The sequence below is a fragment of the Geobacillus sp. 46C-IIa genome, from assembly GCF_014679505.1.
Lineage (GTDB): Bacteria > Bacillota > Bacilli > Bacillales > Anoxybacillaceae > Geobacillus.
Window position 1 is genome coordinate 1515849 of the sequence record NZ_CP061474.1, and the last position, 22258, is coordinate 1538106.

Consider the following 22258-nt stretch of genomic DNA (forward strand, 5'->3'; position numbering starts at 1 on the left):
TGGCCGTGCCCTTCTTTTCTGAAAGGGAGGAAGGAAAAGTGGAGATCGAAAAGCATATAAAAACCGTCACAACGGCTCCCGTTGCAGTGGAATCCAACTTATCTAAACCGAAAAGCATCTGGAAAAAAATAGTCCAGCAAAAAACCTTGATTTTTATGAGTTTTCCGTTTTTAATTTGGTTATTTATTTTTAAATATTTGCCGTTGTGGGGGTGGACCATTGCTTTCCAAGATTATCGCCCCGGCTTGCCGTTCAGTGAACAGGAATGGGTCGGATGGAAGCACTTTCGTTTTCTTTTTCAAGATGAGGCTTTTTTTCGAGTATTGCGAAATACGTTAGCGATGAGCATCATAAACCTCGTTCTGGGATTTGTGACGGCTATTACGTTAGCGATTTTATTAAATGAGTTGCGCAATGGAAAATTTAAGCGAATTGTTCAAACGATTAGCTATATGCCGCACTTTTTATCGTGGGTCGTTGCGGCAAGCATCATTTCCTACGCTTTGTCATTGGAAAATGGCATTGTCAACATTGTTTTGCAAAAACTGAATGTTATTGACGAACCGATTCTGTGGCTAGGGGTTGGGGAGTATTTCTGGGGAATCATCGGCGTCTCAGAAGTGTGGAAAAACCTAGGGTGGAACACAATTATTTATTTAGCGGCGATCGCCATGATTGATCCAGAACAGTATGAGGCGGCAGAAATCGACGGGGCTTCTCGCTTGCAACGCATTTTTTATATTACACTTCCTTCTTTAAAGCCTACGATTGTCATTTTGTTGATTATGAATTTAGGGAATATTTTGGAGACCGGGTTTGAGCCCCAATATTTGTTAGGGAATCCGATGAACCTCGATTATTCAGAAAACCTTGACATCTTTGTGCTGAAGTATGGTATCGCTATGGGGAATTTTGCTTTGGCTACCGCTGCTGGGATTTTTAAAACCGTTGTCAGTTTTATCTTTCTGTTTAGCGCAAATTATATTGCTAAACGTTTGGGACAGGCTAGATTGTTTTAAGAAGGCGATTTCGTTAGGGGGAAAGGAGATTGAAGCAGATAGTGAAAAGATGGAGGATACGTTATGCGTCATGGGGAGATATGTTTTTTGATTTTTGCAACTATAGTCTGATGCTCATTCTTTGTGTCGTTATGCTTTATCCGATGTTGAATACGTTGGCCATTTCCCTAAACGATGCCAATGACGCGATTCGTGGGGGGATTTATCTTTGGCCTCGGGAGTTTACCCTTTACAACTACGAATATGTGTTAAAGGAGAATACGCTACTTAATGCGTTGCTTATTTCGGTTTTAAGGACCGTTTTAGGCACGGCCATCTCTGTTTTCTGTACAGCGATGGTGGCTTATGTCATCAGCCGGCCGGAATTTGTTTTTCGTAAGTTTGTCACGATTGTTTTTATCTTGACCATGTATTTTAATGGAGGGTTAATTCCTACTTATTTGCTGATGAGGGATCTCCATCTAATCGGGACGTTTTGGGTATATATTATTCCAGGCATTATTGGGGTCTTTAATTTGATTGTGATTCGTTCGTTTATTGAAGGCTTGCCGAACAGTCTGATCGAATCGGCACGGATTGATGGAGCAGGGGAATTTCGGATATTTCTTCAGATTGTATTGCCCCTTTCCTTGCCTGTATTGGCCACAGTTTCCTTGTTTGTGGCTGTGTATCAATGGAACTCTTGGTTTGATGTTTTTCTCTATAATTCTTCAAACCCCAATTTAAGCACCTTGCAATATGAATTAATGAAGATTTTGCAAAACACGAATGCAACGATGTCTGGAAAAACAGCGGCTGATGCATTTGCGAATGCTCATGCGGATGCCAACACTGTTACTCCATCATCCATTCGGGCAACAATGACCATTATCGCCAGTGTTCCGATCATCCTTGTCTATCCGTTTTTGCAAAAATACTTTATTAAAGGATTGACACTGGGAGGAGTAAAGGGGGAATAAATCAAATCAGTTAATGTTTCCGCTAGAAGGGAGATGAAAAACAACAGATTCGCTCGACTTGTCGGAAATCACAAGGAATAAACGGATGGCCTTACAAGGTTTTGCAATTGGAGAAACAATGTTGGACAGCAGTATTTACTCTTAAATCACCGGCCTCCTAGAAGGCTAGGGAAAACAGCTCTGGTTCGCTGAGCGATGGGATTCGCCAAAACATCGATCCTTCGTCTAAGCTGAAAATAACTGCTCCCAGACATGTGATTTTCACAAGCGGAAAGCGGTACAAGGTTCTCTCATTGAAAGTAGAAATGGCAGGGAAAGAAAGGAGAGAGAAAGTGTTGAAAATCAAAAACCCCATTTTAACCGGCTTTCATCCCGACCCGTCCATTTGCCGGGTGGGCGATGACTATTACATTGCCGTTTCGACGTTCGAATGGTTCCCGGGTGTGAGAATTTACCATTCGAAAGATTTAAAAAATTGGCGTTTAGTAGCGCGTCCGTTAAACCGGTTAAGCCAATTGAATATGATGGGAAATCCAGATTCTGGAGGGATTTGGGCTCCGCACTTGTCGTATAGCGACGGGAAATTTTGGCTTATTTATACGGATGTGAAAGTCGTTGAAGGACAGTGGAAAGATGGTCATAACTATCTCGCGACGTGTGATACGATCGATGGCGAATGGTCGGAGCCGATTTATTTAAATAGCTCTGGGTTTGACCCGTCTCTCTTTCACGATGAGGATGGAAAAAAATACTTGGTGAACATGTATTGGGATCATCGGGTCGGCCACCACCCGTTCTATGGCATTGTACTTCAAGAATACAGTGTGGAACAGAAAAAATTGATTGGTGAGCCGAGGATCATTTTCAAAGGAACGGATCTACGAATTACAGAAGGGCCTCATTTGTATAAAATCAATGGGTATTATTATTTGTTGACGGCAGAAGGAGGGACGCGGTACAACCATGCGGCAACAATTGCCCGGTCAACCTCTCTCTATGGGCCATATGAGGTGCATCCGGACAATCCGTTGCTTACGTCTTGGCCTTATCCGCACAACCCGTTGCAAAAGGCTGGTCATGCTTCGATTGTCCATACTCATACGGATGAATGGTTTCTCGTGCACTTAACCGGGCGTCCGTTGCCAAGGGAAGGACAGCCGCTGCTTGAACACCGCGGCTATTGCCCGCTCGGACGTGAAACAGCGATTCAGCGGCTTGAATGGAAAGACGGGTGGCCTTATGTAGTTGGAGGAAACGGGCCTTCGTTAGAAATCGATGGGCCGAGCGTTGAGGAAGTTCCATGGGAAAGAGATTACGATGAAAAAGATGATTTTGATGGCGATACATTAAACCACCATTTTCAAACATTACGAATTCCTCTAGGGCAAGACATCGCCACCTTAAAAGCTCGTCCGGGACATTTGCGGCTATACGGCAGAGAATCGCTTACTTCCCGGTTCACACAGGCGTTTGTCGCTAGACGATGGCAGCATTTTACCTTTGTTGCGGAAACGAAAGTCGCGTTTCGTCCGACGACTTTCCAACAATCGGCTGGGCTCGTGAACTACTATAATACGCAAAACTGGACAACGTTGCAATTGACATGGCATGAGGAAAAAGGACGGATCCTCGAGTTAATGGTGTGCGACCATCTTGTTGTTGATCAGCCGTTGCGCGGCCAAGAAATTGTCGTCCCTGATGATGTGGAGTATGTGTATTTGCGGGTGAATGTACAAACGATCACGTACAAATATGCGTACTCTTTCGACGGGGTGGATTGGAAGGAGATTCCCGTCACCTTTGAATCCTATAAACTATCAGACGACTATATCAAAAGCCGCGCTGCGTTTACTGGGGCGTTTGTCGGCATGCATTGCCGGGACGGTTCAGGACAAAACAACTACGCGGATTTTGACTACTTTTTGTACAAAGAATTATAGAACACTTTGTTTATATAATAGACAAACGAATATGAAAGCGTTATAATAAAACCGAAGCAAGTCATTTTCACTGATTGAATTTGATTCATGATGAAGGGGGATTTTAAACATGGCTTATTTTCCGAATATCGGCAAGATTGCGTATGAAGGTCCGGAGTCGCGCAATCCGTTCGCGTTTAAGTTTTATAATCCAGAAGAAAAAGTCGGCGATAAAACGATGGAAGAACATTTGCGTTTTTCGGTGGCGTATTGGCATACGTTTACGGGGGATGGATCGGATCCGTTTGGCGTCGGCAATATGATTCGCCCATGGGACAAATATAGCGGCATGGATCTAGCAAAGGCGCGCGTCGAGGCGGCGTTTGAACTGTTTGAAAAGCTGAACGTTCCATTTTTCTGCTTCCATGACGTCGACATCGCGCCGGAAGGGGAAACGCTCAGCGAGACGTATAAAAACCTAGATGAAATTGTTGATATGATTGAAGAATACATGAAAACAAGCAAAACGAAGCTGCTGTGGAATACGGCGAACTTGTTCAGCCACCCGCGCTTCGTTCACGGGGCGGCGACATCGTGCAACGCTGACGTGTTCGCCTATGCGGCGGCGAAAGTGAAAAAAGGGCTGGAGATCGCCAAACGGCTCGGAGCGGAAAACTACGTGTTCTGGGGTGGACGGGAAGGATACGAGACGCTCTTGAACACGGACATGAAGCTAGAGCTTGACAATTTGGCCCGCTTCTTGCGTATGGCAGTCGACTATGCGAAAGAAATCGGTTTTGACGGCCAGTTTTTGATCGAGCCGAAGCCGAAAGAGCCGACGAAGCATCAATACGATTTTGATGTGGCCACGGCGCTGGCATTCTTGCAAACGTACGGGCTCAAGGATGATTTCAAATTCAACATCGAAGCGAACCATGCGACGTTGGCTGGCCATACGTTTGAACATGAGCTGCGCGTCGCCCGCATCCACGGTATGCTCGGTTCGGTCGATGCGAACCAAGGCGATATGTTGCTTGGCTGGGATACAGATGAATTCCCGACCGATTTGTATACGACGACGTTGGCGATGTATGAAATTTTGCAAAACGGCGGCCTTGGGCGCGGCGGCTTGAACTTTGATGCGAAAGTGCGGAGAGGCTCGTTCGAACCGGAAGACTTGTTCTACGCTCATATCGCGGGGATGGACAGCTTTGCGATCGGCTTGAAAGTCGCCCATCGCTTGCTGGAAGACCGCGTGTTTGAACAATTCATCGAAGAACGGTACAAAAGCTATACAGAAGGCATCGGCCGCGAAATTGTCGAAGGAACGGCGGATTTCCACAGGCTGGAGCAATACGCGCTGCAGCTTGGCGAGATTCGCAATACGTCCGGCCGTCTCGAACGCTTGAAAACGCTGCTGAATCAATATTTGTTGGAAGTCAGCGTGCCGAGTGTATCTCGTTCGTGAAAGAGGGATGAGCGTGGAATATGTCATTGGCGTCGATTTAGGAACAAGTGCGGTGAAAGTGTTGCTTGTCGACCGCAATGGGCAAGTCAGAGGGGAATGGACCGAGCCCTACCCCCTCTACCAACCGCATTCCGGCTATAGTGAGCAGCGCCCGGATGATTGGGTGGAGAAGACGATTACGGCGCTGCGCCGCGTTTGGGAGACCGCGGGCATTTCCCCAGAGTCGATTGTGGGCTTGAGTTTTTCCGGACAAATGCACGGGCTTGTGCTGCTTGATGGTGATGGGAACGTCGTGCGCAACGCGATTTTATGGAATGACACAAGAACGACAGCCGAGTGCCGGGAAATTGAGGAGAAAGTCGGTCGAGAGACGCTGCTTGCGGCGGCGAAAAACGAGGCGCTCGAAGGGTTTACGCTGCCAAAACTGTTGTGGGTGAAAAACCATGAACCCGAGCTGTATGAGCGGGCGCGGACGTTTTTATTGCCCAAAGACTATGTCCGTTTCCGTTTGACCGGGCAGATCGCGATGGATGTATCCGATGCGGCGGGGACGCTGTTGCTCGATATCGAAAAGAAAACATGGAGCGAGGAGATTGCCCGGGCGGTTGATGTCGACCTTTCGCTTTGCCCGCCGCTTGTCGAGGCGACGGCATGGGTTGGGACGCTGCGTCCGGAGGTGGCGGAACAGACCGGGCTGCCGGCATCGGTGAACGTGTTCGCCGGCGGGGCGGACAACGCTTGCGGCGCAGTGGGCGCCGGCATTTTGGCAGAAGGGAAGATGATGTCAAGCATCGGCACATCCGGCGTCGTCTTGGCGTATGAGCAAAGCGGGGGAAAAGATTTCGCTGGAAAAGTGCACTACTTCAACCATGCCGAGCCGAACGCCTACTATATGATGGGGGTGACGCTGGCGGCGGGCTACAGCTTTGACTGGTGGAAGCGGACGTTCGCCGAGAATGTGCCGTTTGCCGAGATCGTCAAGCGTGCTGCTGAGTCGCCGATTGGCGCCAACGGCTTGTTGTTTACGCCATATTTGGTCGGCGAGCGGACGCCTTATGCCGACGCCGATATTCGCGGGTCGTTTGTCGGCATTGATTCGGCGCAGACGAAATGGGATTTCGCCCGCGCGGTCATGGAAGGCATTACGTTTTCGCTGAACGAATCGGTTGAGATCATCAAAGCGAGCGGCAAAACGATTGACTCGATCGTTTCGATCGGCGGCGGGGCGAAAAGCGCCGAGTGGCTGCAAATCCAAGCGGATATTTTCGGCATCCCGGTGGAAAAGCTGAAAAATGAACAAGGTCCGGGGCTGGGCGCTGCGATGATCGCCGCCTGCGGCGTCGGCTGGTTCGGTTCGCTCAAGCAGTGCACGGATGCGTTCAAACAAGTCGAATCCATCGTTGAACCGCGGCCGGATGCGGTGGCGAAATACAAAGAGCTGTTCGCCATTTACCGCGCTGTTTACCCTCAGACAAAGGAGATATCGAAAAAATTAAAGGCGTTTCGCTCGTGACGGCAAAACTTCCCCGAACCTATTGGCGGTTTGGGGAGTTTTTTTGTTTGTTCAGGCAATCAGGCAAGATGACCCGCTAGGCTTGTCGAAAGGAGAAGGGAAAGGTGAGAGAGAAACCTAAACATTCCTGTTTCTTTGACTTGGATGACAACTAGAAGGATAGTGATTGATGAGGGAATGCATTTTCTCAAATCGATAAGCCGCACAAAACCTGATCTTTGCTTCTTTCCACAGTCACGGTTTGATGGGAAAGTGAAGGTTTTTCACCGGCCTTCTAGGAGGCTGGTGATTTCGTACAAAATACTGCTAGTTCCAGCTGTTTCTCAATTAGAAAAACATTGCGAAATCAGCCTTCTTTTTTGGCGAAATGCCGCTGATTTGCTTGTGACAGCCGTTTTTCACCGGCCTTCTAGACATATTGATTCACTAAGAGGCAGGAATTCCCTGCGCCGAGCGCGAAAGAGTAAAGGGAAGTCAACGAAGATACGGCAGTTACGGATATGAGAGGGGAGATCAGCCATGTTTTCTACACTTCCCGTCCCCATCATCCAAGCGCCGATGGCAGGCGGCGTGTCAACGCCTGAACTGGCCGCGGCAGTGTCCAACGCCGGGGGGCTCGGGTTTTTGGCCGGCGGGTACAAGACGGCGGAAGCGATGAGGACAGAAATTCACAAGCTGCGAACATTAACCGACCGTCCGTTTGGGGTGAATGTGTTTGTGCCGGGGGATAAAACGGTGGATGAAAAGGCGCTCGAACACTACCGCGCTGTGCTGGATGCCGAGGCCGAGCGGCTTGGGGCGGCGGTCGGCGAGCCGAAATGGGATGACGATGATTGGCAAGCGAAACTGGATGTGCTGCTTCAGGAGCAGGTGTCGGTCGCGAGCTTTACGTTTGGCTGCCCGGACAAAGCGGTGATTGCGGCCTTGCAGAAAGCTGGGGCGTTTGTGATCGTGACGGTGACATCGGTGGAAGAGGCCCACATTGCATCTGAAGCCGGCGCGGACGCCCTTTGTGTGCAAGGGGCGGAAGCGGGCGGGCATCGCGCGTCGTTTCGCAACGATCCGGAACAGGATGAGGCCATCGCGTTGTTCCCGCTGCTGGCCGACGTGCGCGCGGCGGTTCGGCTTCCGCTTGTGGCGGCGGGCGGGATCATGGACGGGCGCGGCATCGCGGCGGCGCTCAAAGCGGGGGCGAGCGCGGTGCAGCTCGGGACGGTGTTTTTGCGCTGCCCGGAAAGCGGGGCGCATCCGCTCCATAAACAGGCGTTTGCCGATCCGCGGTTTACCGAAACGGCCGTGACGAGGGCGTTTACCGGCCGGCCGGCGCGCGGGCTGGCGAACCGCTTTATGGCCGAATATAGCGATCTAGCGCCGGCGGCGTATCCGCAAGTGCACCATATGACGAAGCCGCTCCGCGCTGCCGCCGCTAAGGCGGGCGATCCGGAAGGGATGTCGCTTTGGGCTGGAGAAGGATACCGGATGGCGCGGGAACTTCCGGCAGCGGAGCTTGTCGAGGAGCTGAAGCGGGAGCTGGAGGAGGTGCAGGGCCGCTAAATTAGCCCCTGCATTTGTCTGATGGAAAAAGCGGGGCGCGTCGTTTTGAGCGAGTTTCTAAATGGCGCTGTTTGATCAACGAATAGAAAGGATGGGGAGAACCATGACCGCAGCTCGCATTGTTTTTCCGCCGCTCAGCCATGTCGGCTGGGGGGCGCTTAAGCATTTGGTTCCGGAAGTGAAGCGGTTGGGAGCGAAACATATTTTAGTCATCACGGATCCGACATTGGCGAAAATCGGCCTGGTCGAGCAATTGACGTCTCCGCTCCGGCAAGAAGGGTACAGCGTGCACGTATATACGGACGTTGTGCCCGAGCCGCCGCTTGAGACGGGGGAGAAGGCGGTAGCGTTTGCCCGCGATGGGGAGTTCGATCTTGTCATCGGTGTCGGTGGCGGCAGCGCGTTGGATTTGGCGAAATTGGCGGCCGTTTTGGCGGGGCATGAAGGTTCGGTCGCTGACTACCTAAACTTGACAGGAACGCGGGCGCTCGAGAAAAAAGGGCTGCCGAAAATTTTGATTCCGACGACATCAGGCACCGGGTCGGAGGTGACGAACATCTCCGTATTGTCCTTAGAAACGACGAAAGACGTCGTGACGCATGACTATTTGTTGGCGGATGTGGCGATCGTCGACCCGCAACTGACGGTTTCCGTCCCGCCACGGGTGACGGCGGCGACGGGCATTGATGCGCTTACCCATGCGGTTGAAGCGTACGTGTCGGTCAACGCGAGCCCGACATCGGATGGGTTGGCGATCGCGGCCATGCGCCTCATTTCTCGCTCATTGCGCAAAGCGGTGGAAAATGGAACGGACAAACAGGCGCGCACGGATATGGCGAACGGCAGTTACCTGGCCGGTTTGGCGTTTTTCAACGCCGGGGTGGCTGGCGTGCATGCGCTCGCGTATCCGCTCGGCGGGCAGTTTCATATCGCCCATGGCGAATCGAACGCCGTGCTCTTGCCGTATGTGATGGGTTACATCCGTCAAAGCTGCACGAAACGAATGGCTGATATTTTAAACGCACTCGGCGGCAACTCGAGCTTTTTGTCGGAAGTGGAAGCGTCGTATCGGTGCGTCGAGGAATTGGAACAGCTTGTCGCCGACGTTGGCATTCCGAAGACGCTGGGCGGATTTGGCATCCCGGAAAGCGCGCTAGAAAGCTTGACGAAAGATGCCGTCCAACAGAAACGGCTGCTCGCCCGCAGCCCGCTTCCGCTGTTGGAAGCCGACATCCGCGCGATTTACGAGGCCGCGTTTGCCGGGACGATCGTCGAGCCGGACAAGGCGTAAACCGTTGGGAAACAGGCGCTGCAAACGGCGCCTGTTTGTTGTTGGGATGATATATGACTTCCACATTCCAGCCTTCGCTCTGCATGATCCGCCAAAACAACGTTCTCTCAGGCAGGAATCCCCGCGGCGGAGCGCGAATCAAATGGAAAGAAACGGTGAAGGGAGATGGCAGGCGATGTTTACAACAGTGATTACGCCGCGCGTGTCGGAAACGGACGGCGTCGGCCATATTAATAACACCACCGTTCCAGTCTGGTTTGAAGCGGGACGGCATGAAATTTTCAAACTGTTTACGCCGGATTTGTCGTTTCGGCGCTGGCGGATGGTAATCATCCGCATGGAAGTCGACTATGTCAACCAAATGTATTACGGACAGGATGTGACGGTGTACACCGGCATTGAACGCATCGGCAATACGAGTCTTACGATTTATGAAGAAATCCACCAAAATGGGGTGGTTTGCGCCAAAGGGCGGGCGGTGTATGTCAATTTCAATTTTGACACCGGGCGGCCTGAGTCGATTCCCGATGATATTCGAGCGCAACTGCATGCACATCTCTGGCAGACGGGTGAGTAGCAACCATACGAAAGGAGGCAACTTGCAGGGGCAAGTTGACAAGTGGCTCACGATCCACCGGCGATCTCCCTATGAGCCATTTTCAGCGTGAAACGGTCTTCAGCCGCTGAGCTGGAGACTGTTTTTTTGTGCAAAACTTGTGTAATAAAAAGTAACATAAATTCACTTGAGGCATAGAAGACAATCGCGTTACATCCGTATATTTCTCGGTTTTATCGCTCGATCATTCATTTTTAATGTTAAAAACATGTTATATTATTTGACAATTTAGGTGTATCTCTCGTTTTCACGTGATATCATGGGCATAACAAATAAAGGCAAAGGGGGAGCGGCGATGATTTCGCAAACGAGAGAAGTTGGAATATGGACGTTGCTGGTGATGACGATTCGGTTATGGCTGCGCAGTTAGCGGCTGGTTAGCTTGACACATCAATGAAGACGGAGGGATGAGAACATGAAACGGAAATTAGTGATGGTCGGCAACGGCATGGCAGGGGTTCGCTGCGTTGAGGAGATTTTAAAATTGGACCGCGAGGCGTTTGAAATGACCATCTTCGGCAGTGAGCCGCATCCGAACTACAACCGGATTTTATTGTCTACGGTGCTGCAAGGAAATACGTCCATTGAGGAGATTACGCTCAACAGTTGGGAATGGTACAAGCAAAACGGCATTCGGCTGTTTGCTGGCGAAACGGTGACGGACATTGATCATGAGCGACGGCTCGTTCGGACTGACCGCGGGCGGACGGTCGAATATGATGAATTGATTTTGGCGACCGGCTCAAACCCGTTTATTTTGCCGATACCGGGGGCGGATTTGCCAGGGGTCACGGCGTTTCGCGATATTAAAGATTGCGAGCGGATGATCGAATATGCGAAAACGTATAAAAAAGCGGCGGTCATCGGCGGCGGTTTGCTTGGGCTGGAAGCGGCGCGCGGGCTGCTCAACTTAGGGATGGAAGTCGATGTCATCCACATTTTCGATTATTTAATGGAGCGGCAGCTTGATCCGACTGCTTCGAAGCTGCTGCAACGGGAACTCGAGAAACAAGGAATGAATTTTTTGCTTTGCAAAGAGACGGCTGAACTGTTCGGCAACGGCCGTGTCGAAGGGGTGCGGTTCAAAGACGGAACTGAAATCGCTGCTGACTTAGTCGTCATGGCGGTCGGCATCCGTCCAAACGTTGATTTAGCGCGGAAAAGCGGAATCGCGGTAAATCGGGGGATCGTCGTTAACGACTATTTAGAAACGAGCGTGCCGCACATTTACGCGGTTGGCGAGTGTGCCGAACATCGCGGTGTCGTCTATGGGTTGGTCGCTCCGCTTTATGAACAAGGGAAAGTGCTGGCACAAGTGATTTGCGGCCGGAAAGGGCGGCCGTACGAAGGGTCTGTCGTTTCGACTCAGCTCAAAGTGTCGGGCGTCGATGTGTTCTCGGCTGGTGAGTTTATGGATGGCGAAGGAACGGAGTCGATCAAACTGTACGATGAAGCGCGCGGCATGTATAAAAAAGTCGTCGTCCGCGAAGGGAAAATCGTCGGTGCGGTGCTGTTTGGCGATACGAGCGAAGGAAGAAAATTGTTCGATATGATTCACCGCGGCGATTCGCTCGAGTCGCTCTCGCTTTCGTTATTTGCGCCGATTTCGACGGAAGGAAAAGGAAGCCTTGTGGGGGCGATGGCTGACACTGATGTCGTTTGCGGCTGCAACGGGGTAACGAAAGGAGCGATTTGTCAGGCGATCGCCGAACACGGATTAAAAACGGTTGCTGAGGTGCGCGACTGCACGAACGCTTCCCGTTCGTGCGGCGGCTGCAAAGGGCTTGTCGCCGAGTTGCTCGAGTATATGCTTGGCGCAGAAGCAAGCCGGTATGCGACGAAAGAAACGGTATGCAGCTGCACGGACTTAAGCCGTGATGAAGTGATCGAAGCGATCAAGGAGAAGCGGCTGACGACCGTGAGAGAAGTGATGTACGTGCTGGGATGGAAAAACGAGGAAGGTTGTTCGAAGTGTCGACCGGCGCTCAACTATTACCTTGGTATGCTTTATCCGGGTGAGTACGACGAAGAAGCGGAATCACTGTTTGTCAACGAACGGCTGCATGCCAACATTCAGGCGGATGGCACGTACTCTGTCGTGCCGCGCATGTACGGCGGGGTGACGACAGCCGAACAGCTGCGGAAAATCGCAGACGTCGCTGAAAAGTACAACGTGCCGATGATCAAATTGACAGGCGGGCAGCGCATTGATTTGCTCGGAGTGAAAAAAGAAGATTTGCCGCACGTTTGGGCCGAGCTCGGCATGCCGTCGGGCTATGCCTACGCCAAGGCGCTGCGGACGGTGAAAACGTGCGTCGGCAAGCAGTTCTGCCGCTTCGGCACACAAGACTCGACCGGGCTCGGCATTCGGATGGAGCAAACGTTTGAACGGTTAAAAACGCCGCACAAAGTGAAAATGGCTGTTTCCGCCTGCCCGCGCAACTGTGCAGAATCCGGCATTAAAGACGTCGGGATCGTCGGCGTTGAGGGCGGCTGGGAAATTTACGTCGGCGGCAACGGCGGCACCCATTTGCGCGCGGCGGATCTGCTTTGCACGGTCAAGACGGAAGAAGAAGTAATTGAGATGACCGGTGCTTTTTTGCAATATTACCGCGAGTCGGCCCACTATTTAGAGCGGACGTCGAAATGGGTTGAGCGCGTCGGGCTTGAGCATATCCGCGAGGTGCTGTTTGATGTTGAAACGCGCCGCGGGCTGCTCGAGCGGCTTCACCAAGCTCTGGCAACGACGAAAGATCCGTGGCGGGAAATCGTCGAAAGCGAGAAGCTTCAACAAACGTTGTTCCGTGACATTGCGAAGAAAGAACCGGTTCCGGTGGAATAAAGACGTTGGTTGATGAGTGGGGTTTGGCCGGATGTTAAACGGCAGGAAAAGGCGGGGCTAGACGGGAAAGTTTCGCCGCCAATATCTAGGCCGTGTGAGATCATAAAGCCGATGCGGCGGTTGGCGGCGAAAAACGGTTGTCGGCCCTGTCCATTTTTGGTGATACATCAACGTTATTTTGAGGAGGAAGAAACGATGGCAAAAGTAGAAATTGGACGAATGGATCAGCTGCCAAAACGGCTTGGAAAATGTGTGCGCATCGGAGCGCTTGAACTTGCTCTATTCCGTACGGGTGAAGACCGGGTGTATGCGGTTGAAAACCGCTGTCCGCATAAAGGGGGCGACTTGTCACAAGGCATCGTCAGCGGAGAGTTCGTGTTTTGCCCGCTTCACGATTGGAAAATTTGCTTAAAAGACGGCCAAGCGCAGGCGCCGGATGAAGGATGTGTCAAAACGTACCGCGTGACCGTCGAGGATGGCCACTTGTATGTCGAGTTATAGGAAATGGGTGAGTGTTGATGACGAATGAGTTGTTGCGCTATTTTCGGGCGAAGGAAAAAGAGAGAGCATCGGAAACGGCCGCGGCTACGCAATGCCCGTTTTGCAGCGTCCAATGCACGCTTCAGCTTGTTGAAGAACAGATTGTGGAACGGCGCCGCTACAAGGCGATCCCGACCGATAACCCAACATCGCACGGCCGCCTTTGCCTAAAAGGGATGCACGCCCATCAGCATGCTCTCCACCCGGAGCGGCTTCTGTTTCCGCTTGCCAAGGTGAACGGCCGGTTTGTGCGGGTGAGCTGGGACGAGGCACTTGCCATGATCGCAGAGCGAATCGTTTCCATTCAAAACGAAGACGGGGCGGATGCATTTGCCGTCTACGGCGGTGGGTCACTGACGAATGAAGAGGCATATTTGCTTGGGAAATTCGCCCGCGTGGCACTCGGGACGAGGCATATTGACTACAACGGCCGCTTTTGTATGTCGGCGGCTGCCGCGGCGATGAACGATGCGTTTGGGCTTGATCGGGGGTTGACAAACCCGCTGTCCGATATTCCGCTGGCTCAGACGATCATTTTGGTTGGGACCAATATCGCCGAATGCCAACCGACATTGATGCCATATTTTTACGAGGCGAAGAAAAACGGCGCCTTTATGATTGTCGTGGATCCGCGGGAAACGAGGACAGCGGAGTTGGCTGACTTGCATCTGCGGATCAAACCAGGAACCGATGCGGCGTTGGCCGACGGATTGGCAAAAGTGCTCCTTGAGGAAGGATATGTCAATGAAACGTTCGTGCGCGAACGGACAGCCGGGTTTGCCGAATGGAACCAGCATATCGCAACAGTAGATATTGACGAGGTCGCCCGCGTGACCGATGTACCGGCCGAGAAAATCCGCTTAGCGGCAAGGAAGTACGGGGAAGCGGCCGAAGCGATCGTGTTCACCGCCCGTGGCCTTGAACAGCAGGCCGACGGGTATGTGGCTGTAAGAAGTTGGATTAATGTTGTGTTGGCTACAGGGAAAATCGGCCGCCCTGGTTCAGGGTTTGGCTCCATCACCGGGCAAGGGAATGGGCAAGGTGGACGCGAGCATGGGCAAAAAGCCGACCAACTGCCTGGCTACCGGAGCATTGAACATCCACAACATCGCCAATATATCGCGAGCGTATGGGGCGTTTCGCCGGATGAGCTGCCGCGAAAAGGGGTGTCGGCGTATGAAATGATGAAAAAAATCGATGCGGGCGAGATTACCGGGCTGTTTGTCATGGGGTCGAACCCGGTTGTCTCGAGTCCGAACGCCACATTTGTCGCCGAGGCGCTGCAAAAACTGAAGTTTCTTGTGGTCGCTGACTTGTTTTTGTCAGAAACGGCCGAGCTGGCCGATCTTGTGTTGCCTGTTTCATCGTATTTGGAAGATGAAGGGACAGTGACGAATGTCGAAGGGCGGGTATGCTGGCGGCCGGCAGCGCGGAAACGGCCTGGGGAAGTGAAGCATGATTGGGAAATTTTATGCGCACTCGCTCACAAGCTTGGCAAAGGCCAGTACTTCTCCTTCGCCTCGGCTGAAGACATTTTTAACGAACTTCGGCTCGCCAGTCGCGGCGGCAAGGCGGATTATTACGGAGTGACGTATGAGCGGCTGCGGCGCGAACGTGTTTACTGGCCGTGTCCAGAAGTGTCGCACCCCGGCACTCCAAGGTTATTCACGGATCGATTCGCCCACTCGGATGGAAAGGCGCGGTTTGCTGTTTTCCCATCTGGAGTGGAAAAAGAGGAGACGGATGAATTATATCCGCTTTATTTAACGACCGGTCGGGTGCTCGCTCATTACTTAAGCGGAACGCAGACGCGGCGCAGCCCGGCGCTGGCGGCCCGGCAGCCGGAGGCAATAATGGACATTCATCCTGAGACGGCGAAGCGGTACCGGATCGGCCCGGGGATGCTTGTGCGCATTGAAACGCGGCGCGGCACGGCGGTTGTCCGCAGCCGCTATAACGACCAAGTGCGCGCGGATACGATTTTTGTTCCGTTCCATTGGAGCGGTTTGCAGCAAATTAACAACGTAACGGCCGATGAACTTGACCCTTATTGTTGGATGCCTGCGTTTAAACGGTGCGCGGCCCGGGTGCGGCCGATCGTCGATTTGGGGAGAAACTAGCTAAAAGGGAGCGAGAAAGGAAGTGAGCGGCCATTTTTGGCATCAGACGACACAAAAGACAGAAGAACGTCGCGTAGGCGTTTGTGACAAAAAAACTCTCCGACGCATACGGCGGAGAGTAGGTGGAGAAATCGTTTTCAATACGGATTTTACCATAGTGGAACTCCCATGACAAGGAGGAACGAAAAAAGATGAAGATGAAGCCGTTTTGGCGGGCGGGGCATGCTCCGACGCTGTTGTCGTCGTTTCTTTATTTCGATATCAGCTTTATGATCTGGAATTTGCTTGGTGCGCTTGGCGCGTTCGCCGCCGAGCAGTTTGCGCTCACGCCCGCGGAAAAAGGGTTGATGGTCGCCATTCCCGTGCTGGGCGGGGCGCTGTTGCGCATTCCGATGGGAATGCTCGCTGACCGTTGGGGTGGAAAGCGGGCTGGTCTGCTCGGCATGGTCATAACAGCTGTTCCACTCGTATGGGGGTGGCAGTTTGCGGATCGGATGGCTGATGTGTATGCGCTCGGTTTTTTATTGGGGGTAGGTGGCGCCAGTTTTGCTGTCGCCTTGCCGCTGGCGAGCCGTTGGTACCCGAAAGAATATCAAGGATTGGTCATGGGGATCGCTGGGGCGGGCAACAGCGGGACGGTGCTGGCGACGTTGTTTGGCCCGCGGCTCGCCGAAGTGTACGGCTGGAATGCGGTGTTTGGCTGGGCGCTGCTGCCGCTTGCAGTCGTCTTCTTCCTGTTCGCTTGGCTGGCGCGTGACTGCCCGACAGCAGTCAAACCGATTGCTATAAGGGAGTATAAAGCGGTGCTTCGCCGGAAAGAATCATGGGCGTTTTGCTTTTTTTACAGTTTATCGTTTGGAGGATTTGTCGGGTTAACGAGCTATCTCGGCATTTTCTTCTTTGATGAATACGGCGTCAGCAAAGTCAGAGCCGGCGACTTTGTCACGGCGGTCGTCTTCGCCGGCAGTTTCGTCCGCCCGTTTGGCGGCTACTTGGCCGACCGGATCGGCGGGATGAAGCTCCTAGTCCTTTTGTTTGCCGCTGGTGCGGCTTTGCTTGTTGCTATCAGCACGCTCCCGCCGCTTGCTGCGATGTTCGGGCTGATGATTGCTCTGTTTCTTTGCTTTGGGGCGGCCAACGGTGCTTTGTTTCAAGTTATTCCGACTGTATTTCCGAAAGAGATCGGACTGTTGACCGGCATCGTTGGCGCGGCCGGCGGGCTGGGCGGATTTTTGCTGCCGAACGTGCTCGGGCTGATGAAGCAATGGACGAATTCGTATACTTACGGGTTTTGGATGCTTGCCTTTGCGCTTGGTGCGGCGATCGTGTTGGCCCGTCGTCTGCACATGCGGGCAACGGCAGCCGTCTGTCTCCCGCAAAAAGCGAACGAACAATCCGGATGAGAGAAAAAAGAAGGGGGATGACCCAAAAGGTCGTCTGTCTTCAAGGTAGAGACAATATATAGTGTGGAACAAGAATAAAGTTTGTGTATATAGTGGTGAAAGAGGGTGTCCCGATCCCTTTGAGACACCCTCCATTTTTGTTACTATATAATGTGCAATGAAATATGCAATGAACGATTGTGCAATTCTAGGAGGCTAGTGATTTCGTACAAAATACTGCTAGTTCCAGCTGTTTCTCAATGAGAAAAACCTTGGGAAATCAGTCTTCTTTTTTGGCGAAATGCCGCTGATTTGCTCGTGACAGCCGTTTTTCACCGGCCTTCTGGATGTTGTATTTCTCTTGAAGCGATCGATTCCTTGTTGCGGGCGGTTGCCGGTGAATGTGCTGTTAGCGGTTTTGCAAAAAGCGAAGCAGTTCATCAGCTTGGCTGCCAACAAGTGCAATTAGCTGTTCAAACATGGCGTCGCGCTGTAAGTCCAATTCAATGATGCGCTTCGCCAGCTCGAGAGCTTGTTTGTCCATACCGGCTTCCTCCTTCCATGCTGTAAGCGGGATTGAATCGTTCGTATTCGCGGCGCAGTTCGGCCAACGTCCATTGCTCGAGCCGTTCGTGGTCGCCAACCAAGCCGGACTGCATGAGTTGTTGAATATAAAACTGTTTTTGCCGCTGTATGGCGCTTCGCATCCATTTTCCCATCTGCTTTCCCCCTTGTTTTTACCTTTACGATACCATCGTTTTCTTCAGTGTACAGCGAAGGTGTTAAGCTCATTTACAGGAAATTTAAAAAATATGTTAATTTTATTTACAAGAGTTAACGAATCGCATTCATTTTTTGTATAATCATGTTATAAAAAGTAACATGTAGAGGTGGGGGAAATGACGATGAATCCGCATGAAGAGAGTTATAAACATAAAAAAGTCATTTCGATTGGCATTGTCAGTGAACTGACCGGATTGTCGCAGCGACAAATCCGCTATTATGAGGAGCGGAAACTCGTGTTTCCTGACCGCTCGAAAGGGATTCGCAAATATTCGTTCGCTGATGTTGAGCAGCTGATGAGAATCGCCGACCAGCGCGAGGAAGGGGTATCCACTTATGAAATTCGTCAAGAGATGACAAAAGAATTGCGTGAGCGGATGCTGAAGGGGCAAATGAATGCCCATTTTCGGCTGCGTTCGTAAGGAAAGCTTCAAATGGTTATTCCCTCGCTTAGCATTAGAGGAGATAAAGGATCAAGGATCACTAGTCATGTCAGCAAGCCATAAGCCCAGCGATAAGAACATTTGGTGTTTAGCGCGTACAGAAGGCCGAGTGCGCGCTGTTTTTTGTGGGTACAAAGGGGAGTTGATTAAAAATACTAATCTTTTTTAATAAATGACTAGACAAATAAAATTAAATGTATATAATTAATGTTGAAAACGATAACATTTTTTCATTCAATACAAAGGGAGGAATGAACAGTGAAACGAATTTTATTAGCGTGCAGCGCCGGAATGTCAACGAGCTTATTGGTGACGAAAATGCAGGAATACGTCCAATCGATTGGTGAAGAAGCAGAGATTTGGGCGGTCGGTCAAGATCAAGCAAAGAAAGAAATGGAAAAAGCGGATGTCGTGTTGATTGGCCCGCAAATGAGCTTTTTAAAAGGAGAGTTGCAAAAAGAGGCGCAAAAATATGGGATTCAAGTGGACGTGATTGATATGGTGGCCTATGGGATGGCTGATGGAAAAAAAGTGTACGAACAAGCATTGAAATTAATGGGGGAAAAATGAGATGGAAAAGGTGGACATAAATCAACTTACGAACGAACAAATTGCTTTTCATATTATTTTGCATAGCGGCAACGCTCGCAGTAACATTGTCCAAGCCATTCGCGAATATCGGTCAGGTCAAATCGAAAAAGCGGAACAACTCATCCAAGAAGCGGAACAAGAACTAGGTGTCGCGCACGATGTCCATTTTCAGCTTATCCAAAAGGAAGCGGGCGGAAATCCAACGACGATTACTTTGCTTCTCATGCATGCGGAGGATCATGTAATGTCGACGTTGGCGATGAAGGAGATCGTGAAAGAGATGCTTGTTTTGTTGAAGGAGCGGAATATATAAAAAGGAGGATTGCCAAATGAACGGAGCATTATTTGAGAAATTGAGCAAAGTGCTCGTTCCGATCGCTGGGAAATTGAATAACAGCCGGTATTTGCAAGTGTTGCGTGATGCATTTATGTTGGCGTTTCCGCTAACGATTTTCGGTTCCATCGCGGTCGTCATCGCCAACTTGCCATTTTTAGATAAGATCATGAGCGAAAGCAGCCTGAATATGTTAAAAGATATGCTCGGTGTCGCTCCGAATGCAACAATGGGTGTCATGACGATTTTCGTTGTGTTTGGCATTGGCTATTATTTATCGAAAAGTTATGAAGTTGAAGGGATTTTTGGCGGCGCGATTGCTTTAGCGTCATTTCTCCTGTTGACGCCGTTTGTTGTTCAAATAGAAGGAAAAGAAGCCGTACAAGGTGTCATTCCGCTTGACCGCCTCGGAGCAAAAGGGATGTTCCTTGGCATGATTACTGCATTTGTTGCTGGGGAAATTTACCGGAAGGTTGTACAGAAAAATATTACGATTAAAATGCCGGCCGGGGTGCCACCGGCGGTTGCGAAGTCGTTTGCAGCATTAATTCCGGCGGTGGTCACCCTGACCTTTTTCCTTGTCGTCAATATTATTGTAACACAAATGTTTAAAACAAACATGCATGATGTGATTTACAACGCCTTGCAAGCCCCGCTTGTCGGTCTGGGAAGCGGCATTATCCCAACGTTGATCGCCATTTTTGTCGCACAAATTTTATGGTTTTTTGGGTTGCATGGGCAAATCATCATTAATTCCGTGATGGACCCGATTTGGAACACACTGTCGCTCGAAAACTTAAATGCGTACACACAAACAGGGGAAGTTCCGCATATCGTCAGCAAACAGTTTATTGAAATTTACACCGTCGGCATGGGCGGAACGGGGATGACGCTCGCGGTGATTTTCGCCATATTGCTCTTTATGAAGAGCAAGCAAATGAAGCAGGTAGCTAAGCTTGGGCTTGGGCCCGGAATCTTCAATGTCAATGAACCGATCATTTTTGGTTTGCCAGTAGTGATGAATCCGCTCGTCATCGTCCCGTGGATTTTAGCGCCAATGGTTGTTACGTTGGTGACCTATTTGGCGATGTCTTCAGGACTTGTGCCGCCTCCAAATGGTGTGGCGGTGCCATGGACCGTACCAATTCTTATTAACGGGATTATGGCGACAAACTCGCTAGCCGGCGGGCTGTTGCAAGTGGTCAATTTTCTCATTGTACTCGTCATCTGGTTTCCGTTCTTGAAATTTATTGACCGGATGAATTTGCAAAAGGAGAGAGAAGAACAAGCTGCTGCAAAAAACGTATCATAACTATGCAGTAAACGAGGTGAACCGCGATGGAACAACAATCGAAGCAGCCAATCACGTACCGCTTCCCTGCTGGGTTTTGGTGGGGGAGCGCAGCGTCCGCGACGCAAATGGAAGGGGCAGCCAACGAGGGCGGTAAAGGGAAAAATATTTGGGATTATTGGTATGAGAAGGAGCCGTACCGCTTTTTTAACGGTGTTGGCCCGGCGACTACATCAGATTTTTATCACCGCTACAAAGAGGATATTGCTTTGATGAAGGAGATCGGGCATAATTCATTCCGGTTTTCGATTTCATGGTCACGCTTGATTCCGGATGGAGTCGGTGAGGTCAATCCAGAGGCTGTACGATTCTACAATGCGGTCATTGATGAACTGTTGGTGAATAGGATCGAGCCATTTGTTAATTTGTACCATTTTGATATGCCGTTAGCACTGCAACATATTGGGGGGTGGGAAAGCCGCGAAGTCGTGGATGCCTACGCCCGCTATGCAAGCATTTGCTTTGAGTTGTTTGGAGATCGGGTAAAGAAATGGTTTACCCACAATGAACCGATTGTTCCGGTAGAAGGCGGGTATTTATATGATTTTCATTACCCGAACATCGTGGACTTCCGCCGCGCTGTACAAGTGGCGTACCATACGGTCATTGCCCATGCCAAAGCGGTTGCCGCCTTCCGCAAGGCAGCTATCCCGGGAGGACAGATTGGGATCATTTTGAATTTGACGCCGTCTTACCCGCGCAGCCAGCACCCAGCTGATGTGAAAGCCGCACATATCGCTGATTTGTTGTTTAACCGCAGCTTCTTAGATCCTGCGGTGAAAGGAGAGTACCCGCAAGATTTGATTGAGCTGTTGGATGAACATGGCTTTTTGCCTATGACGGAAGCCGGTGATCGCGAGCGGATCAAAGAAAATACGGTCGACTTGCTTGGCATCAACTATTATCAACCGCGGCGCGTCAAGGCAAAAGAGCATCTGCCCAATCCGGATGCCCCGTTTTTGCCGGAGCGATTTTTCGATTATTACGCTATGCCCGGGCGGAAAATGAACCCGTATCGCGGTTGGGAAATTTATGAAAAAGGCATTTATGATATTTTAATCAATCTCAAAGAAAACTACGGAAACATTGAGTGTTTTATTTCGGAAAACGGGATGGGCGTTGAAGGGGAAGAACGATTTCGGGATGAAAACGGCATGATTCATGACGACTACCGAATTGCATTCATTCGCGAACATTTACAATGGGTGCATCGTGCGCTTGAAGAAGGAGTCAATGTGAAAGGCTATCACCTTTGGACATTTATGGACAACTGGTCGTGGACCAACGCCTATAAAAACCGGTATGGGCTCGTCGCAGTGGATTTGGACAACGGCTTGAAACGGACGATCAAAAAAAGCGGCTATTGGTTTAAAACGGTCGCGGAAAACAACGGATTTTAAGTAAACGAAAAAAGCGTCCCGGACAGCGGGGCGCTTTTTCTGGCTGGGGGATGAACGGGAAGGAGAGGAGAGCACATTGGCTATTGTGCAAACAGACAATTGTTCGTACAATGAAAACAGGATCATAGTGAGG

19 protein-coding genes are annotated in these 22258 nt (G+C 50.8%); 17 read left to right on the forward strand and 2 right to left on the reverse strand.

The window, feature by feature from the left end:
- Positions 1 to 38: 38 nt before the first annotated feature.
- The 12 genes from IC803_RS07580 to IC803_RS07635 all read left to right on the forward strand — a co-directional run bounded on the left by IC803_RS07580 (position 39) and on the right by IC803_RS07635 (position 17244).
- Positions 39 to 1019 carry an ABC transporter permease gene (locus IC803_RS07580; RefSeq protein ID WP_081208702.1) on the forward strand — a complete coding sequence of 327 codons (981 nt, stop codon included), beginning with the start codon at positions 39 to 41 and terminating at the stop codon, positions 1017 to 1019.
- Positions 1020 to 1099: 80 nt separating this feature from the next.
- The gene (locus IC803_RS07585) at positions 1100 to 1978 is read left to right on the forward strand and encodes a carbohydrate ABC transporter permease (RefSeq protein WP_081208905.1); all 879 of its coding nucleotides are present in this window, start codon (positions 1100 to 1102) and stop codon (positions 1976 to 1978) included.
- A 332-nt stretch (positions 1979 to 2310) separates the two neighbouring features.
- Positions 2311 to 3918 carry a glycoside hydrolase family 43 protein gene (locus IC803_RS07590; RefSeq protein ID WP_081208700.1) on the forward strand — a complete coding sequence of 536 codons (1608 nt, stop codon included), beginning with the start codon at positions 2311 to 2313 and terminating at the stop codon, positions 3916 to 3918.
- A gap of 109 nt (positions 3919 to 4027) precedes the next feature.
- Entirely contained in the window at positions 4028 to 5365 is a 1338-nt protein-coding gene (xylA, locus tag IC803_RS07595; RefSeq protein ID WP_081208698.1) for a xylose isomerase, read from the forward strand.
- Between the two features lie 13 nt (positions 5366 to 5378).
- Positions 5379 to 6878, forward strand: a complete 1500-nt coding sequence (gene xylB, locus IC803_RS07600) for a xylulokinase (RefSeq protein WP_081208696.1) — start codon at positions 5379 to 5381, stop codon at positions 6876 to 6878.
- A 519-nt stretch (positions 6879 to 7397) separates the two neighbouring features.
- Positions 7398 to 8432, forward strand: a complete 1035-nt coding sequence (locus tag IC803_RS07605) for a nitronate monooxygenase (RefSeq protein WP_081208694.1) — start codon at positions 7398 to 7400, stop codon at positions 8430 to 8432.
- Positions 8433 to 8535: 103 nt separating this feature from the next.
- Positions 8536 to 9723, forward strand: a complete 1188-nt coding sequence (locus IC803_RS07610; RefSeq protein ID WP_081208692.1) for an iron-containing alcohol dehydrogenase — start codon at positions 8536 to 8538, stop codon at positions 9721 to 9723.
- A gap of 175 nt (positions 9724 to 9898) precedes the next feature.
- Positions 9899 to 10300 (forward strand): acyl-CoA thioesterase, encoded by a 402-nt coding sequence (locus tag IC803_RS07615; protein ID WP_081208903.1) that lies wholly within the window; start codon positions 9899 to 9901, stop codon positions 10298 to 10300.
- A gap of 454 nt (positions 10301 to 10754) precedes the next feature.
- Complete coding sequence (gene nirB / locus IC803_RS07620) at positions 10755 to 13181, forward strand: nitrite reductase large subunit NirB (RefSeq protein ID WP_081208690.1); 2427 nt, start codon at positions 10755 to 10757, stop codon at positions 13179 to 13181.
- A 195-nt stretch (positions 13182 to 13376) separates the two neighbouring features.
- Entirely contained in the window at positions 13377 to 13682 is a 306-nt protein-coding gene (nirD, locus tag IC803_RS07625; protein ID WP_081208688.1) for a nitrite reductase small subunit NirD, read from the forward strand.
- A gap of 17 nt (positions 13683 to 13699) precedes the next feature.
- On the forward strand, positions 13700 to 15841 hold the full coding sequence (locus IC803_RS07630; RefSeq protein WP_190304282.1) for an assimilatory nitrate reductase catalytic subunit NasC: 2142 nt from the start codon (positions 13700 to 13702) through the stop codon (positions 15839 to 15841).
- 191 nt (positions 15842 to 16032) lie between these two features.
- A complete protein-coding gene (locus tag IC803_RS07635; RefSeq protein WP_081208684.1) occupies positions 16033 to 17244 on the forward strand; it encodes a nitrate/nitrite transporter in 1212 nt (403 codons plus the stop codon).
- A 388-nt stretch (positions 17245 to 17632) separates the two neighbouring features.
- Here the strand turns inward: IC803_RS07635 and IC803_RS18370 are convergent, their stop codons facing one another.
- Positions 17633 to 17767 (reverse strand): hypothetical protein, encoded by a 135-nt coding sequence (locus IC803_RS18370; RefSeq protein WP_255396841.1) that lies wholly within the window; start codon positions 17765 to 17767, stop codon positions 17633 to 17635.
- Complete coding sequence (locus tag IC803_RS07640; protein ID WP_081208682.1) at positions 17727 to 17942, reverse strand: Fur-regulated basic protein FbpA; 216 nt, start codon at positions 17940 to 17942, stop codon at positions 17727 to 17729. Before IC803_RS07640 ends, IC803_RS18370 begins: the two co-directional genes overlap by 41 nt.
- A 180-nt stretch (positions 17943 to 18122) precedes the next feature.
- Between IC803_RS07640 and IC803_RS07645 the strand changes: the two genes are divergently transcribed.
- From IC803_RS07645 to IC803_RS07665, 5 genes are all read left to right on the forward strand, one after another.
- Positions 18123 to 18428 (forward strand): MerR family transcriptional regulator, encoded by a 306-nt coding sequence (locus IC803_RS07645; RefSeq protein ID WP_184321654.1) that lies wholly within the window; start codon positions 18123 to 18125, stop codon positions 18426 to 18428.
- Between the two features lie 279 nt (positions 18429 to 18707).
- Positions 18708 to 19019, forward strand: coding sequence for a PTS sugar transporter subunit IIB (locus IC803_RS07650; protein ID WP_081208678.1), 312 nt, complete (start codon positions 18708 to 18710; stop codon positions 19017 to 19019).
- 1 nt (position 19020) lies between these two features.
- On the forward strand, positions 19021 to 19353 hold the full coding sequence (locus IC803_RS07655; protein ID WP_081208676.1) for a PTS sugar transporter subunit IIA: 333 nt from the start codon (positions 19021 to 19023) through the stop codon (positions 19351 to 19353).
- Positions 19354 to 19369: 16 nt separating this feature from the next.
- Positions 19370 to 20686: a PTS cellobiose transporter subunit IIC gene (celB, locus tag IC803_RS07660; protein WP_081208674.1), complete on the forward strand. Its 1317-nt coding sequence runs from the start codon at positions 19370 to 19372 to the stop codon at positions 20684 to 20686.
- Positions 20687 to 20712: 26 nt separating this feature from the next.
- On the forward strand, positions 20713 to 22125 hold the full coding sequence (locus IC803_RS07665; RefSeq protein ID WP_081208672.1) for a glycoside hydrolase family 1 protein: 1413 nt from the start codon (positions 20713 to 20715) through the stop codon (positions 22123 to 22125).
- The last annotated feature ends 133 nt before the right edge of the window (positions 22126 to 22258 follow it).

What these genes read in the sequence shown, in the direction of transcription:
- celB (WP_081208674.1), top strand. Translation starts at nt 19,370, where the DNA reads ATGAACGGAGCATTATTTGAGAAATTGAGCAAAGTGCTCGTTCCGATC.
- IC803_RS07635 (WP_081208684.1), top strand. Translation starts at nt 16,033, where the DNA reads ATGAAGATGAAGCCGTTTTGGCGGGCGGGGCATGCTCCGACGCTGTTG.
- IC803_RS07640 (WP_081208682.1), bottom strand. Translation starts at nt 17,942, where the DNA reads ATGGGAAAATGGATGCGAAGCGCCATACAGCGGCAAAAACAGTTTTAT.
- nirB (WP_081208690.1), top strand. Translation starts at nt 10,755, where the DNA reads ATGAAACGGAAATTAGTGATGGTCGGCAACGGCATGGCAGGGGTTCGC.
- xylA (WP_081208698.1), top strand. Translation starts at nt 4,028, where the DNA reads ATGGCTTATTTTCCGAATATCGGCAAGATTGCGTATGAAGGTCCGGAG.
- IC803_RS07665 (WP_081208672.1), top strand. Translation starts at nt 20,713, where the DNA reads ATGGAACAACAATCGAAGCAGCCAATCACGTACCGCTTCCCTGCTGGG.
- IC803_RS07645 (WP_184321654.1), top strand. Translation starts at nt 18,123, where the DNA reads ATGACGATGAATCCGCATGAAGAGAGTTATAAACATAAAAAAGTCATT.
- IC803_RS07605 (WP_081208694.1), top strand. Translation starts at nt 7,398, where the DNA reads ATGTTTTCTACACTTCCCGTCCCCATCATCCAAGCGCCGATGGCAGGC.
- IC803_RS07615 (WP_081208903.1), top strand. Translation starts at nt 9,899, where the DNA reads ATGTTTACAACAGTGATTACGCCGCGCGTGTCGGAAACGGACGGCGTC.
- IC803_RS07610 (WP_081208692.1), top strand. Translation starts at nt 8,536, where the DNA reads ATGACCGCAGCTCGCATTGTTTTTCCGCCGCTCAGCCATGTCGGCTGG.
- IC803_RS07585 (WP_081208905.1), top strand. Translation starts at nt 1,100, where the DNA reads ATGTTTTTTGATTTTTGCAACTATAGTCTGATGCTCATTCTTTGTGTC.
- IC803_RS07655 (WP_081208676.1), top strand. Translation starts at nt 19,021, where the DNA reads ATGGAAAAGGTGGACATAAATCAACTTACGAACGAACAAATTGCTTTT.
- nirD (WP_081208688.1), top strand. Translation starts at nt 13,377, where the DNA reads ATGGCAAAAGTAGAAATTGGACGAATGGATCAGCTGCCAAAACGGCTT.
- IC803_RS07630 (WP_190304282.1), top strand. Translation starts at nt 13,700, where the DNA reads ATGACGAATGAGTTGTTGCGCTATTTTCGGGCGAAGGAAAAAGAGAGA.
- IC803_RS18370 (WP_255396841.1), bottom strand. Translation starts at nt 17,767, where the DNA reads ATGGACAAACAAGCTCTCGAGCTGGCGAAGCGCATCATTGAATTGGAC.